Raw genomic sequence first — 17599 nt, 5'->3', positions numbered from 1 at the left:
ACCGCAGCCTGCCCATATCTGCCTTATTTGGCGGCGGAAGGTAAAGATCATCCGCCCGCTTCGCAAGCTATCAGGCTTTCCAGCGGCGCCCATCAAGCGAGAGGCCGAAATCCGATGGTGTTCTGGCGTAGTTTGCAAGGCCGGAAAGGGCTGCCTGCGGATGCGTCACGACATAGGTCGGAATGCTGCGCATCAGGGCCTTGTGCGGCGCCTTGTCTTCGAATGCGGCTCTGAATTCCGGGCTCTTGAGCGCTGGAATGATCTTTTGCGAGATGCCGCCGGCCAGATAAACTCCGCCCTTCGCCATGAATATCAGCGCAATGTCACCTGCGACACGTCCGAGATAGGTGCTGAACAATGATAGTGTTTCCTGCGCCTGGGCATTGCTGTTCGCAAGACCCTCGGAGGTGATATCGGCAGGGTCGGAAAATATCGGCTCGATGCCGTCGGCAGCGCAAACGGCGCGGTACAGGTTGACCAGTCCTCGTCCACACAGGATCTGTTCTCCCGCGACGCGTCCTTCGATGGTTTCGATATGCGGAAAAACGGCGTAATCGCGCTCCGTTCTCGGGCCGATGTCGATATGACCGCCTTCGCCCGGAACAGGAAACCACATGTGCCGCGCGTAAACGAGGCCTGCGACGCCAAGACCGGTACCAGGTCCCAGCACGACGCGGGACGCCAGCGCGTCCTTGCCCTGAGGGCCGATCAGCTCGCGGTTGTCGTCATCGAGAGCGGCAATGGCCAGCGCCTGCGCTTCGAAATCGTTGATGACGATCACATCCTTCAGGCCGAGATTGGCAAGCATATCCTTGGGTTTGACGACCCAGTGGCAATTGGTCAGCGGAATTTCATCGCCTTCGATCGGGCCCGCGATAGCGAGAATGGTCGAAACCGGCTGGATGGACGTCTTGTCGAGAACCGCCTGCTGTATGGCGTCGTCGATGGTCGGAAACTCGGCTGTTTTGACCGTCGTGAAATGCACGGGTTCGGCAAAGGAATCGATCAGGATCGAAAAGCGGGCATTGGTGCCGCCGATGTCGCCAATAAGGATAGGAAAAGAAAGATATTCGGTATCGGACGTCTTGGGCATTACCTGTTCCACTTTTGGTGCGAGCATCAGTCGGCGAGGTTGAAGTCGATCAGCTTTTCGGCTGTGGCACGATTAAGCGCCATGGGAATGTCGTAGACCGTAGCGAGGCGGGTCAGTGCTTTCACATCCACATCGTGCGGCATGGGGGTCAATGGATCGGTGAAAAAGATCAGCATGTCCACCTCTCCCGTCGCGATCATTGCACCGATCTGCTGATCACCGCCGAGCGGTCCGCTTTTCAGACGGATGACGTTCAGATCCGGACACGCCTCCTGAACCCGGCCGCCTGTCGTGCCCGTTGCTACGATCCTGAACTTGGAGAGCGCTTTCTGATGCCGGCGGGCGAAATCCGCCATATCATCCTTCTTCTCGTCGTGGGCGATGAGCGCGATACAGCGTTCTTCAGCCATGGGCAGCATCTCTCCAATGAATAATTAAATCGATTTGAAGCCTTCTATAGCAGCTTGCCGCCATTTGAAAAGCGGCGCTTTTCAATGCCGCATTTCTGTTTCAGTTCAATGTCGGACGCTGGAGCGGAAGAGGAATATCCGCAGGAGGTGAAACGGGCGGCGCCGCCTGAATGACAGATTCCACACTTGGCTGACTGGAGGCCTGTGCTGGTGCATAGGCCTGGGCAGACATGGCGTCTGCGTTGCGGGCGGGCGCTGAAGCAACGGCTGCACATGCGGCCGGCAGATCTGACACCATAACCTGGCGCGGTTTTATCGGCTTGGCATTGGGGTCCTTTTTCGGCGGTGCCCAGGGCTCCTTGGTGAACCACCATGCGAGCGACTTGTCGCAGCCATCACCCTTGCCGACGGGCGCCTGCGGTTTGCAGTTTGCGGCGCCGGGCGGGCATTCAAGCCGGATATGGAAATGTTCGTCGTGGCCGTAGATCGGGCGGATTTTGCCGAGGAACGTGCGATCGCCGGTCCATGTCTGACAAAGTTTCTGCTTGATAGCCGGGTTGACGAACACCCGCTCAACTTGCGGATAGCTGGCTGCCATCATCACCAGACGAGCATTGAGCGGCGACCATTTACGGTCATCGACCGTCAGGAATTTGCTTTTGTCGAGCATGGAAATGAACGGCACTGTTTCGCGCTCTTGCGCGCTCATGCGATGGTCGGGCATTGGCCTCCACCACACATCGACATCGAGGCCGATCTGATGGGATGCGTGTCCGGAAAGCATAGGCCCGCCACGTGGCTGGGAGATGTCGCCAAGCAGGAGGCCCGGCCAGCCGATCTTTTGTGCGTCCTGCGAAAACTGCTCGAGGAAGGAGATCAGTTGCGGCTGCCCCCAGCGGCGATTGCGGGAAAGCCGCATGGCCTGCCAGCCAGGGCCGTCCGTTGGCATTGCGATCGCGCCGGACTGGCAGCCTTTTGCATAAGACCCGATGGGTTGCGAAACGGTGGCAGACGGAAGGGCGAGGTGGCCAAAAACTTCTTTGGCAGGACGGTCCTCTGCAGATGCCGTTGCCACCTGAAGGCTGGAAAGCACCGAAATGGCCAACAAAGCCCCTCTAAAAACCCGCAATGATCCCGCCGTCATATGGTCGCCGCCTGCTCCGCCCGAATGATTCTCTTGTCCCAAGATTAAACTGGATCGGGATTTTGTTGAAACCATGTTTGCCGGCAACCTGAGATATTGCTTCGATAAAGAGCTTGTGAGCCACGGCACCTGTTTTTTGACATTGTTTGTTTTATGCTCTGCACAATAGACACGAAAAACAGGGGCTTTCCCGTATGGTATTGGCACAACTGAAATCCCGCTTTGTTATCGCGCTGACCGCATCTGCGTTGTTAATGCCGGCTTTCGCCTCCGCGCAGGACGAGCAGGGCTGGCGAAAGGGGATTTCGACGGTTGGTGACCTGAAACATTCCGGTGATTTTTCGCACTTCGATTACGTCAATCCAAATGCTCCAAAGGGTGGAACGCTGCAGCTTTCGGCAGAAGGCAGCTTCGATACGCTCAATCCGCTTCTGGCGCGCGGTGAGGTGGGCGAGGGGTTGGGCCTTGTCTACGAGACGTTGATGACGTCGGCATTGGACGAAATTTCCTCCATGTACGGCCTGCTCGCCGAGTCTTTGAAATATCCTGACGATTTCAGTTCTGTGACATTTCGCCTGCGCGCCGAAGCGACATGGTCGGATGGCAAGCCCGTGACCCCTGAGGATGTCGTTTTCAGTTTCGAACAGGCCAAAAAATCCAATCCGCAAATGGAATTTTATTATCGCCACGTCGTCAGCGCCGAGAAAACGGCGGAGCGCGAGGTCACGTTCAAGTTCGATGAGCCGAACAACCGCGAACTTCCGCAGATCGTCGGTCAGCTTCTGATCGTTCCCAAACATTGGTGGGAGGCCAATGGCACGGACGGAAAACCTCGCGACATCACCAGGACGACACTTGAGGTGCCGATGGGGTCTGGACCGTATCGCGTGGCCGCAGTGACACCTGGCTCCACGATCCGTTACGAGCGCCGCGACGATTATTGGGGCAAGGACGTCAATGTGAACGTCGGCCAGAACAATTTCGGCTCGATCGTCTATAGCTACTTTGCCGACCGCGACGTGATGTTCGAGGCCTTTCGCTCCGGCAATACCGATTACTGGTGGGAGAACTCAGCCCGGCGATGGGCAACGGCCTATAACTTTCCTGCGGTCAACGATGGTCGCATCAAGCGCGAGGAGCTTGAAAACGAGATGCGAAAGGTCGGCGTTATGGTCGGCTTCATCTTCAACACCCGCCGCGACAAGTTTGCCGACCCGCGTGTTCGCGAGGCGCTCAACTATGCCTTCGATTTCGAGGAGCTGAAGCGCACGATCTTTTATGGCTCTTATGACCGGGTCGACAGCTACTTCTTCCGCACGGAGCTTGCATCCTCCGGCCTGCCGCAAGGGCGTGAACTGGAAATACTGAATGAGGTCAAAGACCTCGTTCCGCCGCGCGTTTTCACGGAGCCCTATAGCAATCCGGTCAATGGCGATCCGGCAAAACTGCGCGACAACCTTCGAAAAGCCGTCGCCATGTTGAAGGAGGCGGGTTACGAGCTGAAGGGCAACAGGATGGTCAACACCAAGACCGGCCAGCCCTTGAGCTTCGAAATCATGCTGGGAGGGCCGACGATCGAGCCGGTAGCGCTGTCGTTTTCGCAAAACCTCAAGAAGATCGGCATCGATGCGACGGTTCGAAGCGTCGAGCAGTCGCAGTTCACCAATCGGTGGCGCTCGCGCGATTTTGACGTGATGTACAATGCCTGGGGAGAATCGATGAACCCCGGCAATGAGCAGGCGGAATATTGGGGTTCGGACGCTGCCAAACGCGAAGGTTCGCAAAATTACAGCGGCATCAGCGATCCGGGCATCGATGCCCTCATCAAGAAAGTCATCTTTGCCAAGGACCGTGACGATCTGGTCGCCGCCGTCCACGCGTTAGATCGTGTTCTGTTGGCGCATCACATCGTTGTGCCGAGTTACAGCTCAAAATCCTCGCGCATCGCGTATTGGGGACGATTGGCGCATCCTGAAAACCTGCCCGAATATTCACTGGGCATGCCGACCGTCTGGTGGTCGGCCGAAGCTGGAAAATGATAATGAATCGGCTGCGAAAGGTGTGAGCCACCTTCGCGATGACCGAAGCGAAAACACGAGGCTGACACGGTGAACCGGCCTTCGTTTTTCCTCTGCAGCGCCAGAAGCCTTGCTTTCGCTTCGAAGGCTTGATTCACATAGACTGATACGAATCGTTCAGGGCGCGATGAGCGCCTTCAAGAAAGGACCCGGTTTGACAGAAGCGAAAACCGCTGGCGCATTGGCCCGAGGCAGGGACTGATGGGAGCATATATTCTCAGACGTCTGGCTCTCATGATCCCGACCATGATCGGCATTATGGGCATTTCGTTTCTTGTCATCCAATTCGCGCCGGGCGGCCCGGTCGAACAGGTTGTCGCGCAATTGACGGGACAGGGCGACAGTGCGTCCGATCGTCTGTCCGGTGGCGGCGATCTTATCGGCCAGTCAGGCGGTTTCGACGAAAGCGGCTCGAAATATCGTGGTGCGCAGGGCCTTGATCCGGACTTGATCGCCAAACTGGAAAAGCAGTTCGGTTTCGACAAACCGCCGCTCACCCGTTTCTTCGACATGATGTGGAACTACATCCGCTTCGATTTTGGCGACAGCTTCTTCCGCAACTCTTCGGTGATCGATCTCATCATCGACAAGCTGCCAGTCTCAATGTCGCTCGGTTTCTGGATTCTGATCATCTCCTATATGATTTCGATCCCGCTCGGCATCAAGAAGGCCGTTTCTGATGGATCGACTTTTGACGTCTGGACCTCCGGTGTCATCATCATCGGTTATGCCGTGCCGAGCTTCCTGTTTGGTATTCTCCTGATCGTTCTTTTTGCCGGCGGATCATTCTTCGACTGGTTCCCGCTACGTGGCCTGGTGTCGGATAACTTTGACCAATTGAACTGGTGGCAGAAGATCATCGACTACTTCTGGCATCTGACCTTGCCGTTGATCGCACTGTCGCTTTCGGCGTTTGCAACGACGACACTTTTGACGAAGAACTCCTTCATCGACGAGATCAAGAAGCAATATGTGGTGACAGCCCGCGCCAAGGGGCTCTCTGAGCGCAAGGTGCTTTACGGTCACGTGTTCCGCAACGCCATGCTGATCGTCATCGCCGGTTTTCCAGGCGCGTTTATTTCCGCGTTTTTTACGGGTTCGCTGCTCATCGAGAACATCTTCTCGCTGGATGGTCTTGGTCGTCTCGGCTACCTTTCGGTCGTCAACCGCGACTATCCGATTGTTTTCGGCACGCTCTACATCTTCTCCCTGATGGGACTTGTAGTCGGTCTCATCTCCGACCTCATCTATACCTGGATCGATCCGCGCATCGACTTTGAGCGGAGGGACGTGTGATGACAATCGCAGCCCCCACCACGGCAGATGTTGTCGTGCCACCGAAGCGCCCATGGTTTTCGCCGACCAGCAAACGACGTTGGCAGAATTTCAAGGCCAACCGCCGTGGCTACTGGTCATTCTGGCTGTTCCTCATTCTGTTTTTCCTCAGTTTGTCTGCGGAATTTATCGCAAACGACAAGCCGGTCCTCGCCTCCTACAAGGGCGAGCTTCTGATACCTGTGCTCGTTGATTATCCGGAGGAAAAATTCGGCGGCTTCCTGGCGCAGACCGACTACAAGTCGTCCTTTATTCAGGATGAAATCAACGCGAATGGCTGGATGATCTGGCCGCCGATCCGTTATTCCTACCAGACGGTCAATTCGAATATTCCGCATTCTGCGCCGACGCCGCCCTTCTGGTTGATGGACAGACAGCAGCGTTGCTCGGCCTATCCGCAAGGGGACGCCGACCCCAACTGCACGGTCGGAAATCTCAACTGGCTCGGCACTGACAACCAGGCTCGCGACGTCACGGCGCGGATGATCTACGGTTTTCGTATTTCGGTGCTGTTCGGTCTGGCTTTGACCATTGCCTCGGCGATCGTCGGCGTGACGGCAGGCGCTGTGCAGGGCTATTTCGGCGGCTGGACCGACCTGTTGATGCAGCGCTTTATCGAAATCTGGTCGTCCATGCCGGTTCTCTACATCCTGCTGATTATCGCGGCGATTTTGCCACCTGGTTTCTTCGTTCTTCTTGGCATCATGCTGCTATTCTCATGGGTTGGGTTCGTCGGCATTGTGCGTGCCGAGTTTCTGCGCGCCCGCAATTTCGAATATGTTCGTGCCGCCCGTGCGCTCGGTGTCGGCAACTGGACAATCATGTTCCGGCACCTGCTGCCCAACGCCATGGTCGCGACGCTGACCTTCCTGCCCTTCATCCTGTCCGGTTCGATCACAACGCTGACCTCGCTCGATTTCCTTGGTTTCGGCATGCCGCCCGGCTCGCCGTCTCTGGGTGAGATGATCGCGCAGGGCAAGAATAACCTTCAGGCGCCTTGGCTCGGTCTGACCGCCTTCTTCACCATGTCGATCATGCTGTCGCTGCTGATCTTCGTTGGCGAGGCAGTGCGCGACGCCTTCGATCCGCGCAAGACGTTCCGGTGATCGCCATGACGGAAACCATGAAACAACCCCTTCTTTCCGTTCAGGATCTGTCGGTCGCCTTTCACCAGGGTGGTGCAACAAGCCTCGCCGTCGACAACGTATCCTTCGACATCATGCCGGGCGAGGTCGTGGCGCTCGTCGGTGAATCCGGCTCCGGAAAATCGGTGACGGCAAATTCCGTCCTGAAACTATTGCCTTATCCGGCCGCAAGCCACCCGTCTGGCAAGATCCTCTTCGATGGCAAGGACATGTTGAGCCTGCCGGAAAAGATGTTGCGCCGCGTTCGCGGCAACGACATCACGATGATCTTTCAGGAGCCGATGACATCGCTCAATCCGCTTCACACCATCGAGCAGCAGATCGGCGAAATTCTCGAACTGCACCAGGCGATTACCGGCGCCGAAGCCAGGAAGCGCACGCTGGAGCTTTTGCTCCAGGTCGGTATTCGCGAACCGGAAAAACGTCTTAAAGCCTATCCGCACGAGCTTTCAGGCGGCCAGCGCCAGCGTGTCATGATTGCCATGGCGCTTGCCAACAGACCGAAGCTGTTGATCGCAGATGAGCCGACGACAGCGCTCGATGTCACGGTTCAGGCACAGATCCTTGAACTGTTGAGTGATCTCAAGACGCAGCACGGCATGTCCATGCTGTTCATCACTCACGATCTGGGTATTGTCCGGAAATTCGCGGATCGGGTCTGCGTGATGACCAAGGGCAAGATCGTGGAAACAGGCACGGTCGAGCAGGTCTTTACCAGTCCGCAGCACGACTATACGCGCCACCTTCTGGCTGCAGAGCCGAAAGGCGAGCCGCCGCCGGCTGACGACAGAAAACCCGTCGTTATGCAGGGCGACGATATCAAGGCCTGGTTCCCGATCAAGGCGGGTTTGATGCGCCGCGTGGTGGATCACGTGAAGGCTGTTGACGGGATAGACATTACGCTTCGCGCGGGGCAGACCGTCGGCGTTGTCGGTGAGTCCGGTTCGGGCAAGACGACACTTGGCCTCGCTCTATCGCGGCTGATAGCCTCGGAAGGGCGCATCAGCTTCATCGGGCAGTCGATCGACAGCTATTCCTACAAGATGATGAAGCCGCTGAGAAACCGGCTTCAGGTCGTGTTTCAGGACCCCTACGGTTCGCTCAGTCCTCGCATGTCGGTCGGTGAGATCATCGAAGAAGGGCTGAAAGTTCATGAGCGATCGCTCTCAGCCGATGAGCGGGATACGCTTGTCGCAAAGGCGCTGGAAGAAGTGGGGCTCGATCCCGCCACACGTTGGCGTTACCCGCATGAATTTTCCGGTGGCCAGCGCCAGCGTATCGCCATTGCCCGTGCCATGGTTCTGAAGCCGCGCTTTGTGATGCTGGATGAACCGACCTCGGCGCTCGACATGAGTGTGCAGGCTCAGGTGGTCGATCTTCTTCGCGACCTGCAGGCCCGTCACGATCTCGCTTATCTCTTCATCAGCCATGACCTTAAAGTCGTGAAGGCGCTTGCCAACGATCTGATCGTCATGCGGCATGGCAAGGTGGTGGAGAGCGGTCCCGCCGCCGACATTTTCGCCTCGCCGCAGGAAGACTATACCAAGGCTTTGCTGGCGGCGGCGTTCAACATCGAGGCGATGGAAACCAGGGCGATCGGCCAATAGCAACATAGTACGGTACTGAAACGTTTGGACGCGTGTTGCGTGCGTCCAAACGATCATAGACGTTCAATGTGATAATTTTCCCATTGCTTTGCTAAGGTTGCCGACCCATCTTGCAGATGTGCCCACTGGGCTGTGCGGTGTGAATGGGTGGTTGGAATGGCAGTGGATGTGGTTGTTCTGGGAGCCGGAATCATTGGGGTTTCGGTGGCTTTGCAACTGTCGCGTAGAGGCAAATCGGTTGTGTTGCTCGACCGGAGAGGGCCGGGTGAAGAAACATCGTTCGGCAATGCGGGCCTCATTCAGCGCGAAGGGGTTGAACCCTATGGTTTTCCGCAGGACGTCGGACTTCTTCTGAAGTATTCGTTGAACAACCGTATTGATGCCCATTATCACCTGCGTGCCTTGCCGAAGATTGCCCCCTTCCTCGGACGATACTGGTTTCATTCCACTCCCACTCGCCATGCTGCGATCTCGCGCGCTTATGCGCCCCTCATCGAACATTCGGTGTCTGAACACAAAATCCTGATTGAGGAAGCGAATGCTGACGACCTGATCGTCAAGAGCGGCTGGATGGAAGCTTACCGCACAGCTCAAAAGCGCGATGCGGATTACGCCGGCGCCGAGCGCTTGGCCCGGGACTACGGGATTTCCTACACGACACTGAGCGCGGCGGAACTGGCAGAGGCCGAGCCGGATCTCCGTCGCGATTTCGTCGGCGGACTGAAGTGGAACGATCCGTGGTCGGTTCGCGATCCGCATGCGTTGACGCTTGCCTATGTCAGACTGTTTGAACGTCTGGGCGGGATGGTTCTGCGCGGCGATGCATCGACGTTGAGCCAGACCGCTAAAGGCTGGACGGTACGCACCGATACCGGGGCGATTGAGGCTGAACATGCTGTTGTTGCTCTCGGTCCATGGGCGGATACGGTGACGGAACGGCTTGGGTACCGGTTTTCACTTGGCGTCAAGCGTGGATATCACATGCACTATGCGCCGCAGCCGGGAACGAGACTCAACAACTGGTTGATCGACGCCGAACGGGGTTATTTTCTGGCGCCCATGCGAAAGGGTATCCGCCTGACGACGGGTGCCGAGTTTGCTGAACGTGATGCACCGAAATCACCGGTTCAGATCGAGAGAGCGGAACGGATTGCCCGTACCGCCTTTCCGCTTGGCGGACGGCTGGATGCGGAGCCATGGATGGGCTCACGACCCTGCACACCGGATATGATGCCGATCATCGGCAGGGCGCCACGGCACAACACGCTCTGGTTTGCCTTTGGTCACGCCCATCACGGATTGACGCTTGGGCCGATCACCGGTCGGGTTCTGGCTGAAACCATTCTTGGCGAGACACCGGTCATTCCCATCGATGCCTATCGCCCGGGCAGGTTCAATCCCTGAGAGCACTCTGTCAGGAATTCTCTGGCCTTTCGGCGTTCGGCCACGTACCATGCCTTTCATAAAGGGGAAAAGGCGCGTGGTCGTCGCGTAAAAAAGGGGCGAACGTCATCATGACGGCGAGATTTCTCATCTATCAGCAGCAGGACGATTTTCGTTAGCGCATCATATGGCGCGAACCGAAATGGAAAACAGCCTGCTGGTGCATGATGGATGATATTGAAAACGCAAAGAAATTTTTCGCTGACAATCCCGATATCGAAATACTTGAAGCGTTCGTCATAGATGCGAACGGTGTACCGCGCGGCAAATGGATACCGCGTGAACGCGCCATCGACGTTCTTGAAAAAGGTATGGCAATACCCCGCTCCGTTTATGCCCTGGATATCTGGGGTCGCGATGTGCATGCGGCAGGTTTGGCGGAGGGAACAGGCGATCCGGACGGCTTCTGCTTTCCTGTTCCCGATACTCTTTCACGTGTAAGCTGGCTTGGGCGACCAACGGCGCAGGTTCTTCTCGCGATGAGAAACCCGGATGGATCAGGCTTTTATGGCGATCCTCGTCATGTGTTGTCGCAGGTCCTGGAGGGATACCGCAAAGCCGGCCTCACACCGGTCGTTGCAACCGAACTGGAATTTTACCTCATCGATCCGGTCCGGTCTGCACTCGATCCTGTCCGTCCACCGAACAGTCGCGAAGGCCGTTGGCATACGGGTCAGACGCAGGTGCTGTCGATTTCCGAATTGCAGGATTTCGAAGACGTCTTTCACGATATTGCCACCGCATGCCGGGCACAGGGCGTTCTTGCGGACACGACGCTGCGGGAAAATGGTCCTGGCCAGTATGAGATCAATCTCAACCATGTGCCGGATGCGTTGCAGGCTGCAGACTTCGCAGTCTTTCTGAAGCGCATCGTCAAGGGGGTGGCGCGCAAGCATGATCTCGATGCGACCTTCATGGCCAAGCCCTATGGCATGCAGGCCGGAAACGGCATGCACGTTCACTTCTCGGTTCTCGATAAGAGCGGCAACAACATATATGGCGGTGAAAACGGACCGTCGGACGCGTTGATGCACTCTGTTGGCGGTCTTCTGGAGAACATGGGGGAAAGCATGGCGATCTTTGCGCCCCATGCAAACTCCTACCGTCGACTGACGCCCAGTGAACACGCCCCGACCTACGCATCCTGGGGTTTCGACAACCGCTCGGCCGCGGTGCGCGTCATTACAGCCAGTCGGGCGGCAACACGCATCGAGCACCGCGTCGCGGGCGCGGACACCAATCCCTATCTCGTTCTGGCAATGATCCTCAGTGCGGCGCTCGCCGGCATGAAGGAGAAACGTCAGCCGGGTGGCGCGATTTCCGGTGACAGCCATGCCATCAATCATGAGCCTCTGCCGACAAACTGGGATTATGCGCTGCAGCGTTTTACGCGTTCGAGTTTTGCTTATGCGACGCTTGGCCAGAAGTACCGCACGCTCTTCTCCGCCTGCAAGCAGCAGGAGCTATCCGAGTTTTCCTTGCGTGTAACCGACGTCGAATATGACGCCTATATCAGGACGGTGTGAGAGATGGCAGAGGTCACCCCAATTCCCAATCCCGGTCATACGTCGTCCTGGTATGCGGCCTCAGCCAACGTGAAATCCGTGCGTCCTTCATTGGAAGGGCATCTGGATGCCGATGTCTGCATCATTGGCGGTGGTTTCACTGGTATCTCCGCGGCGCTGGAACTCAGTGAGCGCGGGTATTCCGTGGTTGTGCTGGAAGGCGTGCGGGTCGGTTTCGGCGCCTCGGGTCGCAATGGTGGTCAGATCGTCAACGGCTATAGCCGTGATCTTGAAACCATCGCCGGACGCTACGGTCGCGAAAAGGCTGTGAAGCTCGGAGCGATGTCGCTTGAAGGTGGCGCCATCATCCGTGAGCGCGTCAAGAAATATGCGATTGATTGCGATCTTGTCGATGGAGGTTTCTTCGCGGCCTTCACGCCCAAGCAGGTCCGCGAGATGGAAGCCCATAAGGCGCATTGGGAAAAACACGGACACGGTGGCCTGGAAATGGTGTCCAAGGCTGATGTCGGCAAATACGTGGAGACGGACCGTTATGCGGGCGGAATGATTGATCGCTTTGGCGGTCACATTCATCCGCTCAATCTGGTGCAGGGAGAGGCTGCCGCTGCCGAAAGCCTCGGCGCACGGATCTTCGAAAATTCGCGGGTTATTTCAGTCGAAGAGGGTGAGAGCCCCGTTGTTCGCACCGCGACTGGCAGCGTCAAGGTGAAATACGTGCTTGTGTGCGGCAATGCCTATCTTGGCACGCTTCTGCCGGAGATCGGGGATCGTATGATGCCCGTCTCAAGCCAGGTCATGGCAACCGAGCCGCTAGATCCGCAGTTGATTGAAAGCCTTTTGCCGGCAAATTATTGCGTCGAAGATGCCAACTACATTCTCGATTATTATCGCCGCACGTCCGATAATCGTCTGCTCTATGGCGGCGGCATTGGTTATGGTGGAAGCGATCCGGCTGACCTGACCGGTGTTATCAGGCCCAACATGCTGAAGACCTTCCCGCAACTGGCGAAGACGAAAATCGATTTTGCCTGGAGCGGCAATTTCGCGCTGACGCTGACGCGCATCCCGCATATGGGCAAGCTTTCCGACAGCGTCTATTTCTCGCACGGCGACAGTGGTCACGGCGTCACGACCACGCATTTGCTCGGCAAGATACTCGGCGAGGCCGTTGCAGGCCACGCCGAACGTTTTGATGTGTGGAGTTCCTTGCCGAATTATCCGTTTCCTGGCGGAAAGACATTCCGCGTACCGCTCACCGTGGCCGGGGCCTGGTGGTACGGGCTCAGAGACAAGCTTGGGCTTTAGAAACGAACGTCCTTCAGGCCGGAAAAGGCGTTTTCGACGATTTCGTCCGGTGTCGCATCGATGCTGACTGTCACCACCCCGGGCTCGCCTGTCGGAACTTCCAGGGTTGCAAGCTGGGTCTGCAGCAGTGAAAGCGGCATGAAATGTCCCTTGCGCTCGCCCATGCGGCGGCTGAGCAACTCGAGGCTGCCGTCGAGATAGACGAAAGCGAGCTTGCCGTCGCAGGCTTCTCGAAGCCGGTCGCGATAGATCTTTTTCAGCGCCGAGCAAGAGACGACGATACCGGCGCCTTCATAACCTTTGCGCAGTTCCACACCAATGAGATCGAGCCAGGGCCAGCGATCTTCATCGGTCAGAGGTGTGCCGGCGGACATCTTGTCGACGTTCGATTTCGGATGCAGCTTGTCACCTTCTATGAAAGCGATGCCCAGTTTTTCGGCCAGTGCCTCTCCGACTGTGGACTTGCCGCAGCCGCTCACTCCCATCACAACGATTGCCTGTGTCACCCGAACCTCGAATTTCCTGTTTTCGATGGCCAAGCCCTTAGAGCATTTCTCGCTCGAGGGAAACGGTTCTGTTGGATCAGGACAAGCAAACGCACTGCGGGATCAGGGAAATCGGAAAGGCTGATCTCACTGATATCCAGCCTTTCTGGATGCGGTTTTCTCCAGTGCAGAAAAGCCGGCATGGATCAGGATTGCCAGCGCCGCGACGATCAATCCGCCCTGAAGGATAAAGGCCAGATTGTTGGATTGCAGCCCGGCAATGATGACTTCGCCAAGTGTCCGCGCAGCAACGGTCGAGCCGATGGTTGCGGTTGATAGGCTGATGACGGCCGAAAGTCTGATCCCCGCAAGGATGGCCGGAAGCGCGAGCGGCAATTCCACTTTGACGAGCCGTTGCCAACCCGTCATGCCGCTGCCTTTGGCGGCATCCATGACTGCTGGCGGGAGTACGGTCAGCCCCGTCAACGTATTTTCGAAAACCGGAAGTAGGGCATATAGGAAAAGTGCGATGAGGGTCGGCTTCTCGCCGAAGCCGATCATCGGTACGGCAAGCGCCAGGACGGCGACAGGCGGAAAGGTCTGTCCAACATTGACGATGCTGCGCGAGAGCGGCAGAAATGCTGCACCAAACGGCCGGGTAACGATGATGGCGAGTGCCACAGCGATCAACGTTGCAAGCGCCGTAGCCATAGCGACGATCTCCAGATGCGAGAAGGTCAACGACAAGAGGCTGGCCTGCACATAGATCGGTGGCGCATTGGGCTGGACGAGTGGCTGAAACAGAGGTGCGAAAAGCTGCGGTGATGCCAGGAAGACGGCAAGCATCACGACAAGTAGTCCATTGATGACAAATTCGCCGACCCTGTTCATGGAACTCCAGTGGCGCGCTGGAGGAGAACGTCGCGGCGCACGCGACCGAGTGCTCTACCATCATCGTCAAGCACCGGCAGGGCATCCAGTCCCGCCCACAGCATGGCGGAAAGTGCGTCGCGCTGATTGGCGTGAGCGCTCAATGGGCGCCCTTCTGCATGGCCCGGCTCGATGATATCGGCAACAGGCAGGACGGAAAGCAGCTTCAGGGATCGCTCGTTTTCGCCGATCATCGTTCGAACGAAATCCGTTGCGGGCTCGAGAACCAGTTGGGCGGGTGACCCTCTCTGCACGATATGGCCCTTGTCCATCACGACGATCTGCTGGGCCAGCCGGAATGCTTCGTCCATGTCATGCGTGACAAGTACAATCGTCACGCCGAGTTTTTTCTGAATCTCAAGAAGATCCATCTGCGCCTTGGCACGGATGACCGGATCGAGCGCACCGAAAGGTTCATCCATCAGCAGAATGTTCGGTTCAGCGGCAAGTGCGCGGGCGACACCGACACGCTGCTGCTGCCCACCTGACAGTTCATGTGGAAATCGGTTGGCATAGAGCGAGGGCTCGAGCTGGAAAAGCTGCATAAGCTCTTCGATTTTGGCATCGATCCGCTTTTTATCCCAGCCGATCAATTCAGGGACGGTTGCGATGTTCTGAGCGACCGTGCGGTGTGGAAACAGACCGTGTCCCTGAATGGCATATCCGATCTGCCGGCGAAGCTTGAAACCCGGTATGCCGGCAACATCATCTCCATCAATGCGGATAGTCCCGGAACTTGGCTCCACCAGTCTGTTGATCATTCGCAGCAGCGTGGTTTTACCAGACCCGGACGTACCGACGATGACTGTCACGGTACGTGGAGCAACGACCAACGATACATCGTCGACCACGGCAGCACCGCCATATCGTTTGGTGATGTTTTCGATCTCGATCATGCTTCACGCTTTCTGCTTGCACTGAAGAGATTGCTGTCGATGAGCGCATCGAGCACAATGGCCGTTGTCAGCCCAAGCAGGACTGTGGGAATTGTCCCGAGCAGCACCAGATCCATCGCAGTCTGGCCGATTCCCTGAAAGACGAAAACGCCAAAGCCGCCGCCGCCGATCAGAGCAGCGATTGTTGCGAGCCCAATGTTCTGAACCAGCACGATGCGGATGCCTGTCAGGATCACGGGGAAGGCGAGGGGAAATTCGATGCGGAACAGTCGCTGCAGGGTCGTCATGCCGAGCCCGCGTGCGGCCTCCTGAACAGCCTGCGACACACCCGCGAGGCCAACAACGGTGTTGGAGACCACCGGCAAGAGCGAATAGAGAAACAAGGCCACGAAGGCAGGCGCCATGCCGATACCGCGAATTCCCATCGCTGAAGCACCCGGAACGTTGGCGGCGACCCAACCGAGCGGTGCGATAAGAATACCGAAGAGAGCAATAGACGGAATGGTCTGGACGATGTTGAGCCCGTTCAGCACGGCCGGTCGCAGCCGATCGACTTTGGCACAGAGGATGCCGATGGGAATTCCGATGAGGGTGGCAGCAAACAGTGATCCCAAGGCAAGCTCCACATGTCTGATCGCCTCACTCCAGAATATGTCGGCACGGTTGGCATATTCCTTGAGAATGGAAAGATCATCCGAAAGACCGCTCGCTAGCACGCTTGCAAGAACGGCGAGTGCACCTCCGAGCATGACGACCCGCAACAGTGGTTTCGGTTGCAGACGCGCGACCGCGTCGGTGGCGAGGAGCAGGAAAGCCGTCAAAAGAAGCCAGAAGCCGCTGGCTGGTGAAACGCGAGCGTAACTATTGTTATCGGGTGTGAGGGTTGTCGCCGCGAGACCCGCGACGATAGCAACGGCGACGAGACCGATGAGAGACACTGCCAGTCTCAGAACTATAGGGGAGCGAAAGAAGGCAATGACGCCGGCAAACAGCGTGAAGATGAGAAACGTTGCCGCCACCCATGTTGGAAGAGATTCGAACATCGTCTTCGTTTCGCCGGCAACAATGCGGTTTGCACGAAACGTCATGAAGGGTGAGAAGAGGACTGCATAGAAAAGGAGGCACGAGATCAGTACGCCGACTTTGTCAGGCCGTCTGGTCAAAGGCTGCCTCCCTCTGCAGTCACTCATGTGATGTTATTTCACGAAGCCGTTTTTCGTCAGGAAATCGATTGCTACAGCTTTCGCCTGCTCACCACCCACCTGCACGCGTCCATTCAGTTCCTGCAATGTTGCCAGATCCAGTTTTTCGAATACAGGCTTCAGCAGTGCCTCGATATTCGGGTTCTTCTTCAGAGCCTCTTCACGAATGATGGGAGCGGGTTGATAGACGGGCTGAACATGCTTGTCGTCTTCCAGCACAACAAGACCGGATGGTGCGATGCCGCCGTCTGTACCATAAACCATCGCGGCGTTGGCGTTGTTGGTCTGGTTTGCAGCCGCCGCGATCGTGGCCGCCGTATCACCACCCGAAAGTGTGATGAGCTGCGCCGGTTTCATGGTGAAACCATAGGTGGTCTGGAAGGCTGGTAGCGCTGCAGCCGAGTTGACGAATTCCGAAGAGGCGGCCAGAACCACCTCGCCGCCATCTGCAACATACTTGCCGAAATCCGACAGTGTCTTGAGGTTGTTCTTGTCGGCAACGTCCTTGCGGATAGCAATTGCCCAGGTGTTGTTGGCGGGCGATGGCGTCAGCCAGACGATCTTGTTTGCCTCGAGATCGAGCGTCTTGGCTTCCTGATAGGCTTTGCCTGCGTCCTTCCAGAGCGGATCATCAGCCTTCTCGAAAAAGAAGGCAGCGTTGCCGGTGTACTCCGGGTAGATATCGATCTCGCCGGCGGTGATCGCCTTGCGAACAACGGGCGTCGCGCCAAGTTGAATACGATCCGTCGTTTCGATGTTGTTCTGGTTCAAGACGGCCAGAATGATATTGCCCAACACACCGCCTTCAGTATCGATCTTGGAGGAAACGACGACCTGGGCCTGGGCAATGGAAGCATAAAGGGCGAAGGCGACTGCTGCGCCTGTCAAGGTCCTCAAGCGGCTCATGAAAAATTCCTCCGGTGATCGATCTGCAGACGCGCAAAAGCCGCCGATGTCGCCGGCTCAACGGTCAAGAACGGCCGAGGCGGAAAATGGTTGC

General features: G+C 57.1%; 15 protein-coding genes. 7 read left to right on the top strand and 8 right to left on the bottom strand.

Features of this window, described 5'->3' with window-relative positions:
• Positions 1-70: 70 nt before the first annotated feature.
• The 3 genes from ACIQT8_RS15905 to mepA all read right to left on the bottom strand — a co-directional run bounded on the left by ACIQT8_RS15905 (position 71) and on the right by mepA (position 2647).
• The gene (locus tag ACIQT8_RS15905; RefSeq protein WP_138794238.1) at positions 71-1093 is read right to left on the bottom strand and encodes a glucokinase; all 1023 of its coding nucleotides are present in this window, start codon (positions 1091-1093) and stop codon (positions 71-73) included.
• A gap of 26 nt (positions 1094-1119) precedes the next feature.
• Positions 1120-1503, bottom strand: a complete 384-nt coding sequence (locus ACIQT8_RS15900) for a methylglyoxal synthase (RefSeq protein ID WP_138794239.1) — start codon at positions 1501-1503, stop codon at positions 1120-1122.
• 100 nt (positions 1504-1603) lie between these two features.
• Positions 1604-2647: a penicillin-insensitive murein endopeptidase gene (mepA, locus tag ACIQT8_RS15895; RefSeq protein ID WP_400966953.1), complete on the bottom strand. Its 1044-nt coding sequence runs from the start codon at positions 2645-2647 to the stop codon at positions 1604-1606.
• 194 nt (positions 2648-2841) lie between these two features.
• On the opposite strand from mepA, the gene ACIQT8_RS15890 reads away from it, so the two are divergent.
• The 7 genes from ACIQT8_RS15890 (at position 2842) to ACIQT8_RS15860 (ending at position 13086) form a co-directional block, all read left to right on the top strand.
• Positions 2842-4686 carry an extracellular solute-binding protein gene (locus ACIQT8_RS15890; protein ID WP_400966949.1) on the top strand — a complete coding sequence of 615 codons (1845 nt, stop codon included), beginning with the start codon at positions 2842-2844 and terminating at the stop codon, positions 4684-4686.
• 240 nt (positions 4687-4926) lie between these two features.
• Positions 4927-6021, top strand: a complete 1095-nt coding sequence (locus tag ACIQT8_RS15885) for a microcin C ABC transporter permease YejB (protein ID WP_262523793.1) — start codon at positions 4927-4929, stop codon at positions 6019-6021.
• The gene (locus ACIQT8_RS15880; protein ID WP_400966945.1) at positions 6021-7166 is read left to right on the top strand and encodes an ABC transporter permease; all 1146 of its coding nucleotides are present in this window, start codon (positions 6021-6023) and stop codon (positions 7164-7166) included. Before ACIQT8_RS15885 ends, ACIQT8_RS15880 begins: the two co-directional genes overlap by 1 nt.
• 5 nt (positions 7167-7171) lie before the next feature.
• On the top strand, positions 7172-8812 hold the full coding sequence (locus ACIQT8_RS15875; RefSeq protein ID WP_400966942.1) for an ABC transporter ATP-binding protein: 1641 nt from the start codon (positions 7172-7174) through the stop codon (positions 8810-8812).
• A 156-nt stretch (positions 8813-8968) separates the two neighbouring features.
• Positions 8969-10216 (top strand): NAD(P)/FAD-dependent oxidoreductase, encoded by a 1248-nt coding sequence (locus tag ACIQT8_RS15870; protein WP_400966939.1) that lies wholly within the window; start codon positions 8969-8971, stop codon positions 10214-10216.
• A gap of 203 nt (positions 10217-10419) precedes the next feature.
• Positions 10420-11781, top strand: coding sequence for a glutamine synthetase family protein (locus tag ACIQT8_RS15865; RefSeq protein ID WP_400966936.1), 1362 nt, complete (start codon positions 10420-10422; stop codon positions 11779-11781).
• Between the two features lie 3 nt (positions 11782-11784).
• Positions 11785-13086 carry an NAD(P)/FAD-dependent oxidoreductase gene (locus ACIQT8_RS15860; RefSeq protein ID WP_400966933.1) on the top strand — a complete coding sequence of 434 codons (1302 nt, stop codon included), beginning with the start codon at positions 11785-11787 and terminating at the stop codon, positions 13084-13086.
• On the opposite strand, the gene ACIQT8_RS15855 is transcribed toward ACIQT8_RS15860, so the two are convergent.
• The 5 genes from ACIQT8_RS15855 to ACIQT8_RS15835 form a co-directional block, all read right to left on the bottom strand.
• The gene (locus ACIQT8_RS15855) at positions 13083-13571 is read right to left on the bottom strand and encodes a gluconokinase (RefSeq protein WP_400967189.1); all 489 of its coding nucleotides are present in this window, start codon (positions 13569-13571) and stop codon (positions 13083-13085) included. The genes ACIQT8_RS15860 and ACIQT8_RS15855 overlap by 4 nt on opposite strands.
• A gap of 147 nt (positions 13572-13718) precedes the next feature.
• Entirely contained in the window at positions 13719-14462 is a 744-nt protein-coding gene (locus ACIQT8_RS15850; RefSeq protein WP_400966931.1) for an ABC transporter permease, read from the bottom strand.
• Positions 14459-15397: an ABC transporter ATP-binding protein gene (locus ACIQT8_RS15845; protein ID WP_400966928.1), complete on the bottom strand. Its 939-nt coding sequence runs from the start codon at positions 15395-15397 to the stop codon at positions 14459-14461. Before ACIQT8_RS15845 ends, ACIQT8_RS15850 begins: the two co-directional genes overlap by 4 nt.
• Positions 15394-16560, bottom strand: a complete 1167-nt coding sequence (locus ACIQT8_RS15840; RefSeq protein WP_400966925.1) for an ABC transporter permease — start codon at positions 16558-16560, stop codon at positions 15394-15396. Before ACIQT8_RS15840 ends, ACIQT8_RS15845 begins: the two co-directional genes overlap by 4 nt.
• Positions 16561-16593: 33 nt before the next feature.
• Entirely contained in the window at positions 16594-17505 is a 912-nt protein-coding gene (locus tag ACIQT8_RS15835) for an ABC transporter substrate-binding protein (protein ID WP_400966923.1), read from the bottom strand.
• Positions 17506-17599 lie beyond the last annotated feature (94 nt).

Source organism: Agrobacterium sp. NPDC090273, assembly GCF_044772305.1.
In the GTDB taxonomy this organism is placed as follows: Bacteria; Pseudomonadota; Alphaproteobacteria; order Rhizobiales; family Rhizobiaceae; genus Agrobacterium.
The sequence above is the reverse complement of the archived record's forward strand: the minus strand, read 5'-3'. Positions and strand labels throughout refer to the sequence as shown.

What these genes read in the sequence shown, in the direction of transcription:
- ACIQT8_RS15890 (WP_400966949.1), top strand. Translation starts at nt 2,842, where the DNA reads ATGGTATTGGCACAACTGAAATCCCGCTTTGTTATCGCGCTGACCGCA.
- ACIQT8_RS15850 (WP_400966931.1), bottom strand. Translation starts at nt 14,462, where the DNA reads ATGAACAGGGTCGGCGAATTTGTCATCAATGGACTACTTGTCGTGATG.
- ACIQT8_RS15855 (WP_400967189.1), bottom strand. Translation starts at nt 13,571, where the DNA reads ATGGGAGTGAGCGGCTGCGGCAAGTCCACAGTCGGAGAGGCACTGGCC.
- ACIQT8_RS15870 (WP_400966939.1), top strand. Translation starts at nt 8,969, where the DNA reads ATGGCAGTGGATGTGGTTGTTCTGGGAGCCGGAATCATTGGGGTTTCG.
- ACIQT8_RS15860 (WP_400966933.1), top strand. Translation starts at nt 11,785, where the DNA reads ATGGCAGAGGTCACCCCAATTCCCAATCCCGGTCATACGTCGTCCTGG.
- mepA (WP_400966953.1), bottom strand. Translation starts at nt 2,647, where the DNA reads ATGACGGCGGGATCATTGCGGGTTTTTAGAGGGGCTTTGTTGGCCATT.
- ACIQT8_RS15905 (WP_138794238.1), bottom strand. Translation starts at nt 1,093, where the DNA reads ATGCCCAAGACGTCCGATACCGAATATCTTTCTTTTCCTATCCTTATT.
- ACIQT8_RS15900 (WP_138794239.1), bottom strand. Translation starts at nt 1,503, where the DNA reads ATGGCTGAAGAACGCTGTATCGCGCTCATCGCCCACGACGAGAAGAAG.
- ACIQT8_RS15875 (WP_400966942.1), top strand. Translation starts at nt 7,172, where the DNA reads ATGACGGAAACCATGAAACAACCCCTTCTTTCCGTTCAGGATCTGTCG.
- ACIQT8_RS15880 (WP_400966945.1), top strand. Translation starts at nt 6,021, where the DNA reads ATGACAATCGCAGCCCCCACCACGGCAGATGTTGTCGTGCCACCGAAG.
- ACIQT8_RS15865 (WP_400966936.1), top strand. Translation starts at nt 10,420, where the DNA reads ATGATGGATGATATTGAAAACGCAAAGAAATTTTTCGCTGACAATCCC.
- ACIQT8_RS15885 (WP_262523793.1), top strand. Translation starts at nt 4,927, where the DNA reads ATGGGAGCATATATTCTCAGACGTCTGGCTCTCATGATCCCGACCATG.
- ACIQT8_RS15835 (WP_400966923.1), bottom strand. Translation starts at nt 17,505, where the DNA reads ATGAGCCGCTTGAGGACCTTGACAGGCGCAGCAGTCGCCTTCGCCCTT.
- ACIQT8_RS15845 (WP_400966928.1), bottom strand. Translation starts at nt 15,397, where the DNA reads ATGATCGAGATCGAAAACATCACCAAACGATATGGCGGTGCTGCCGTG.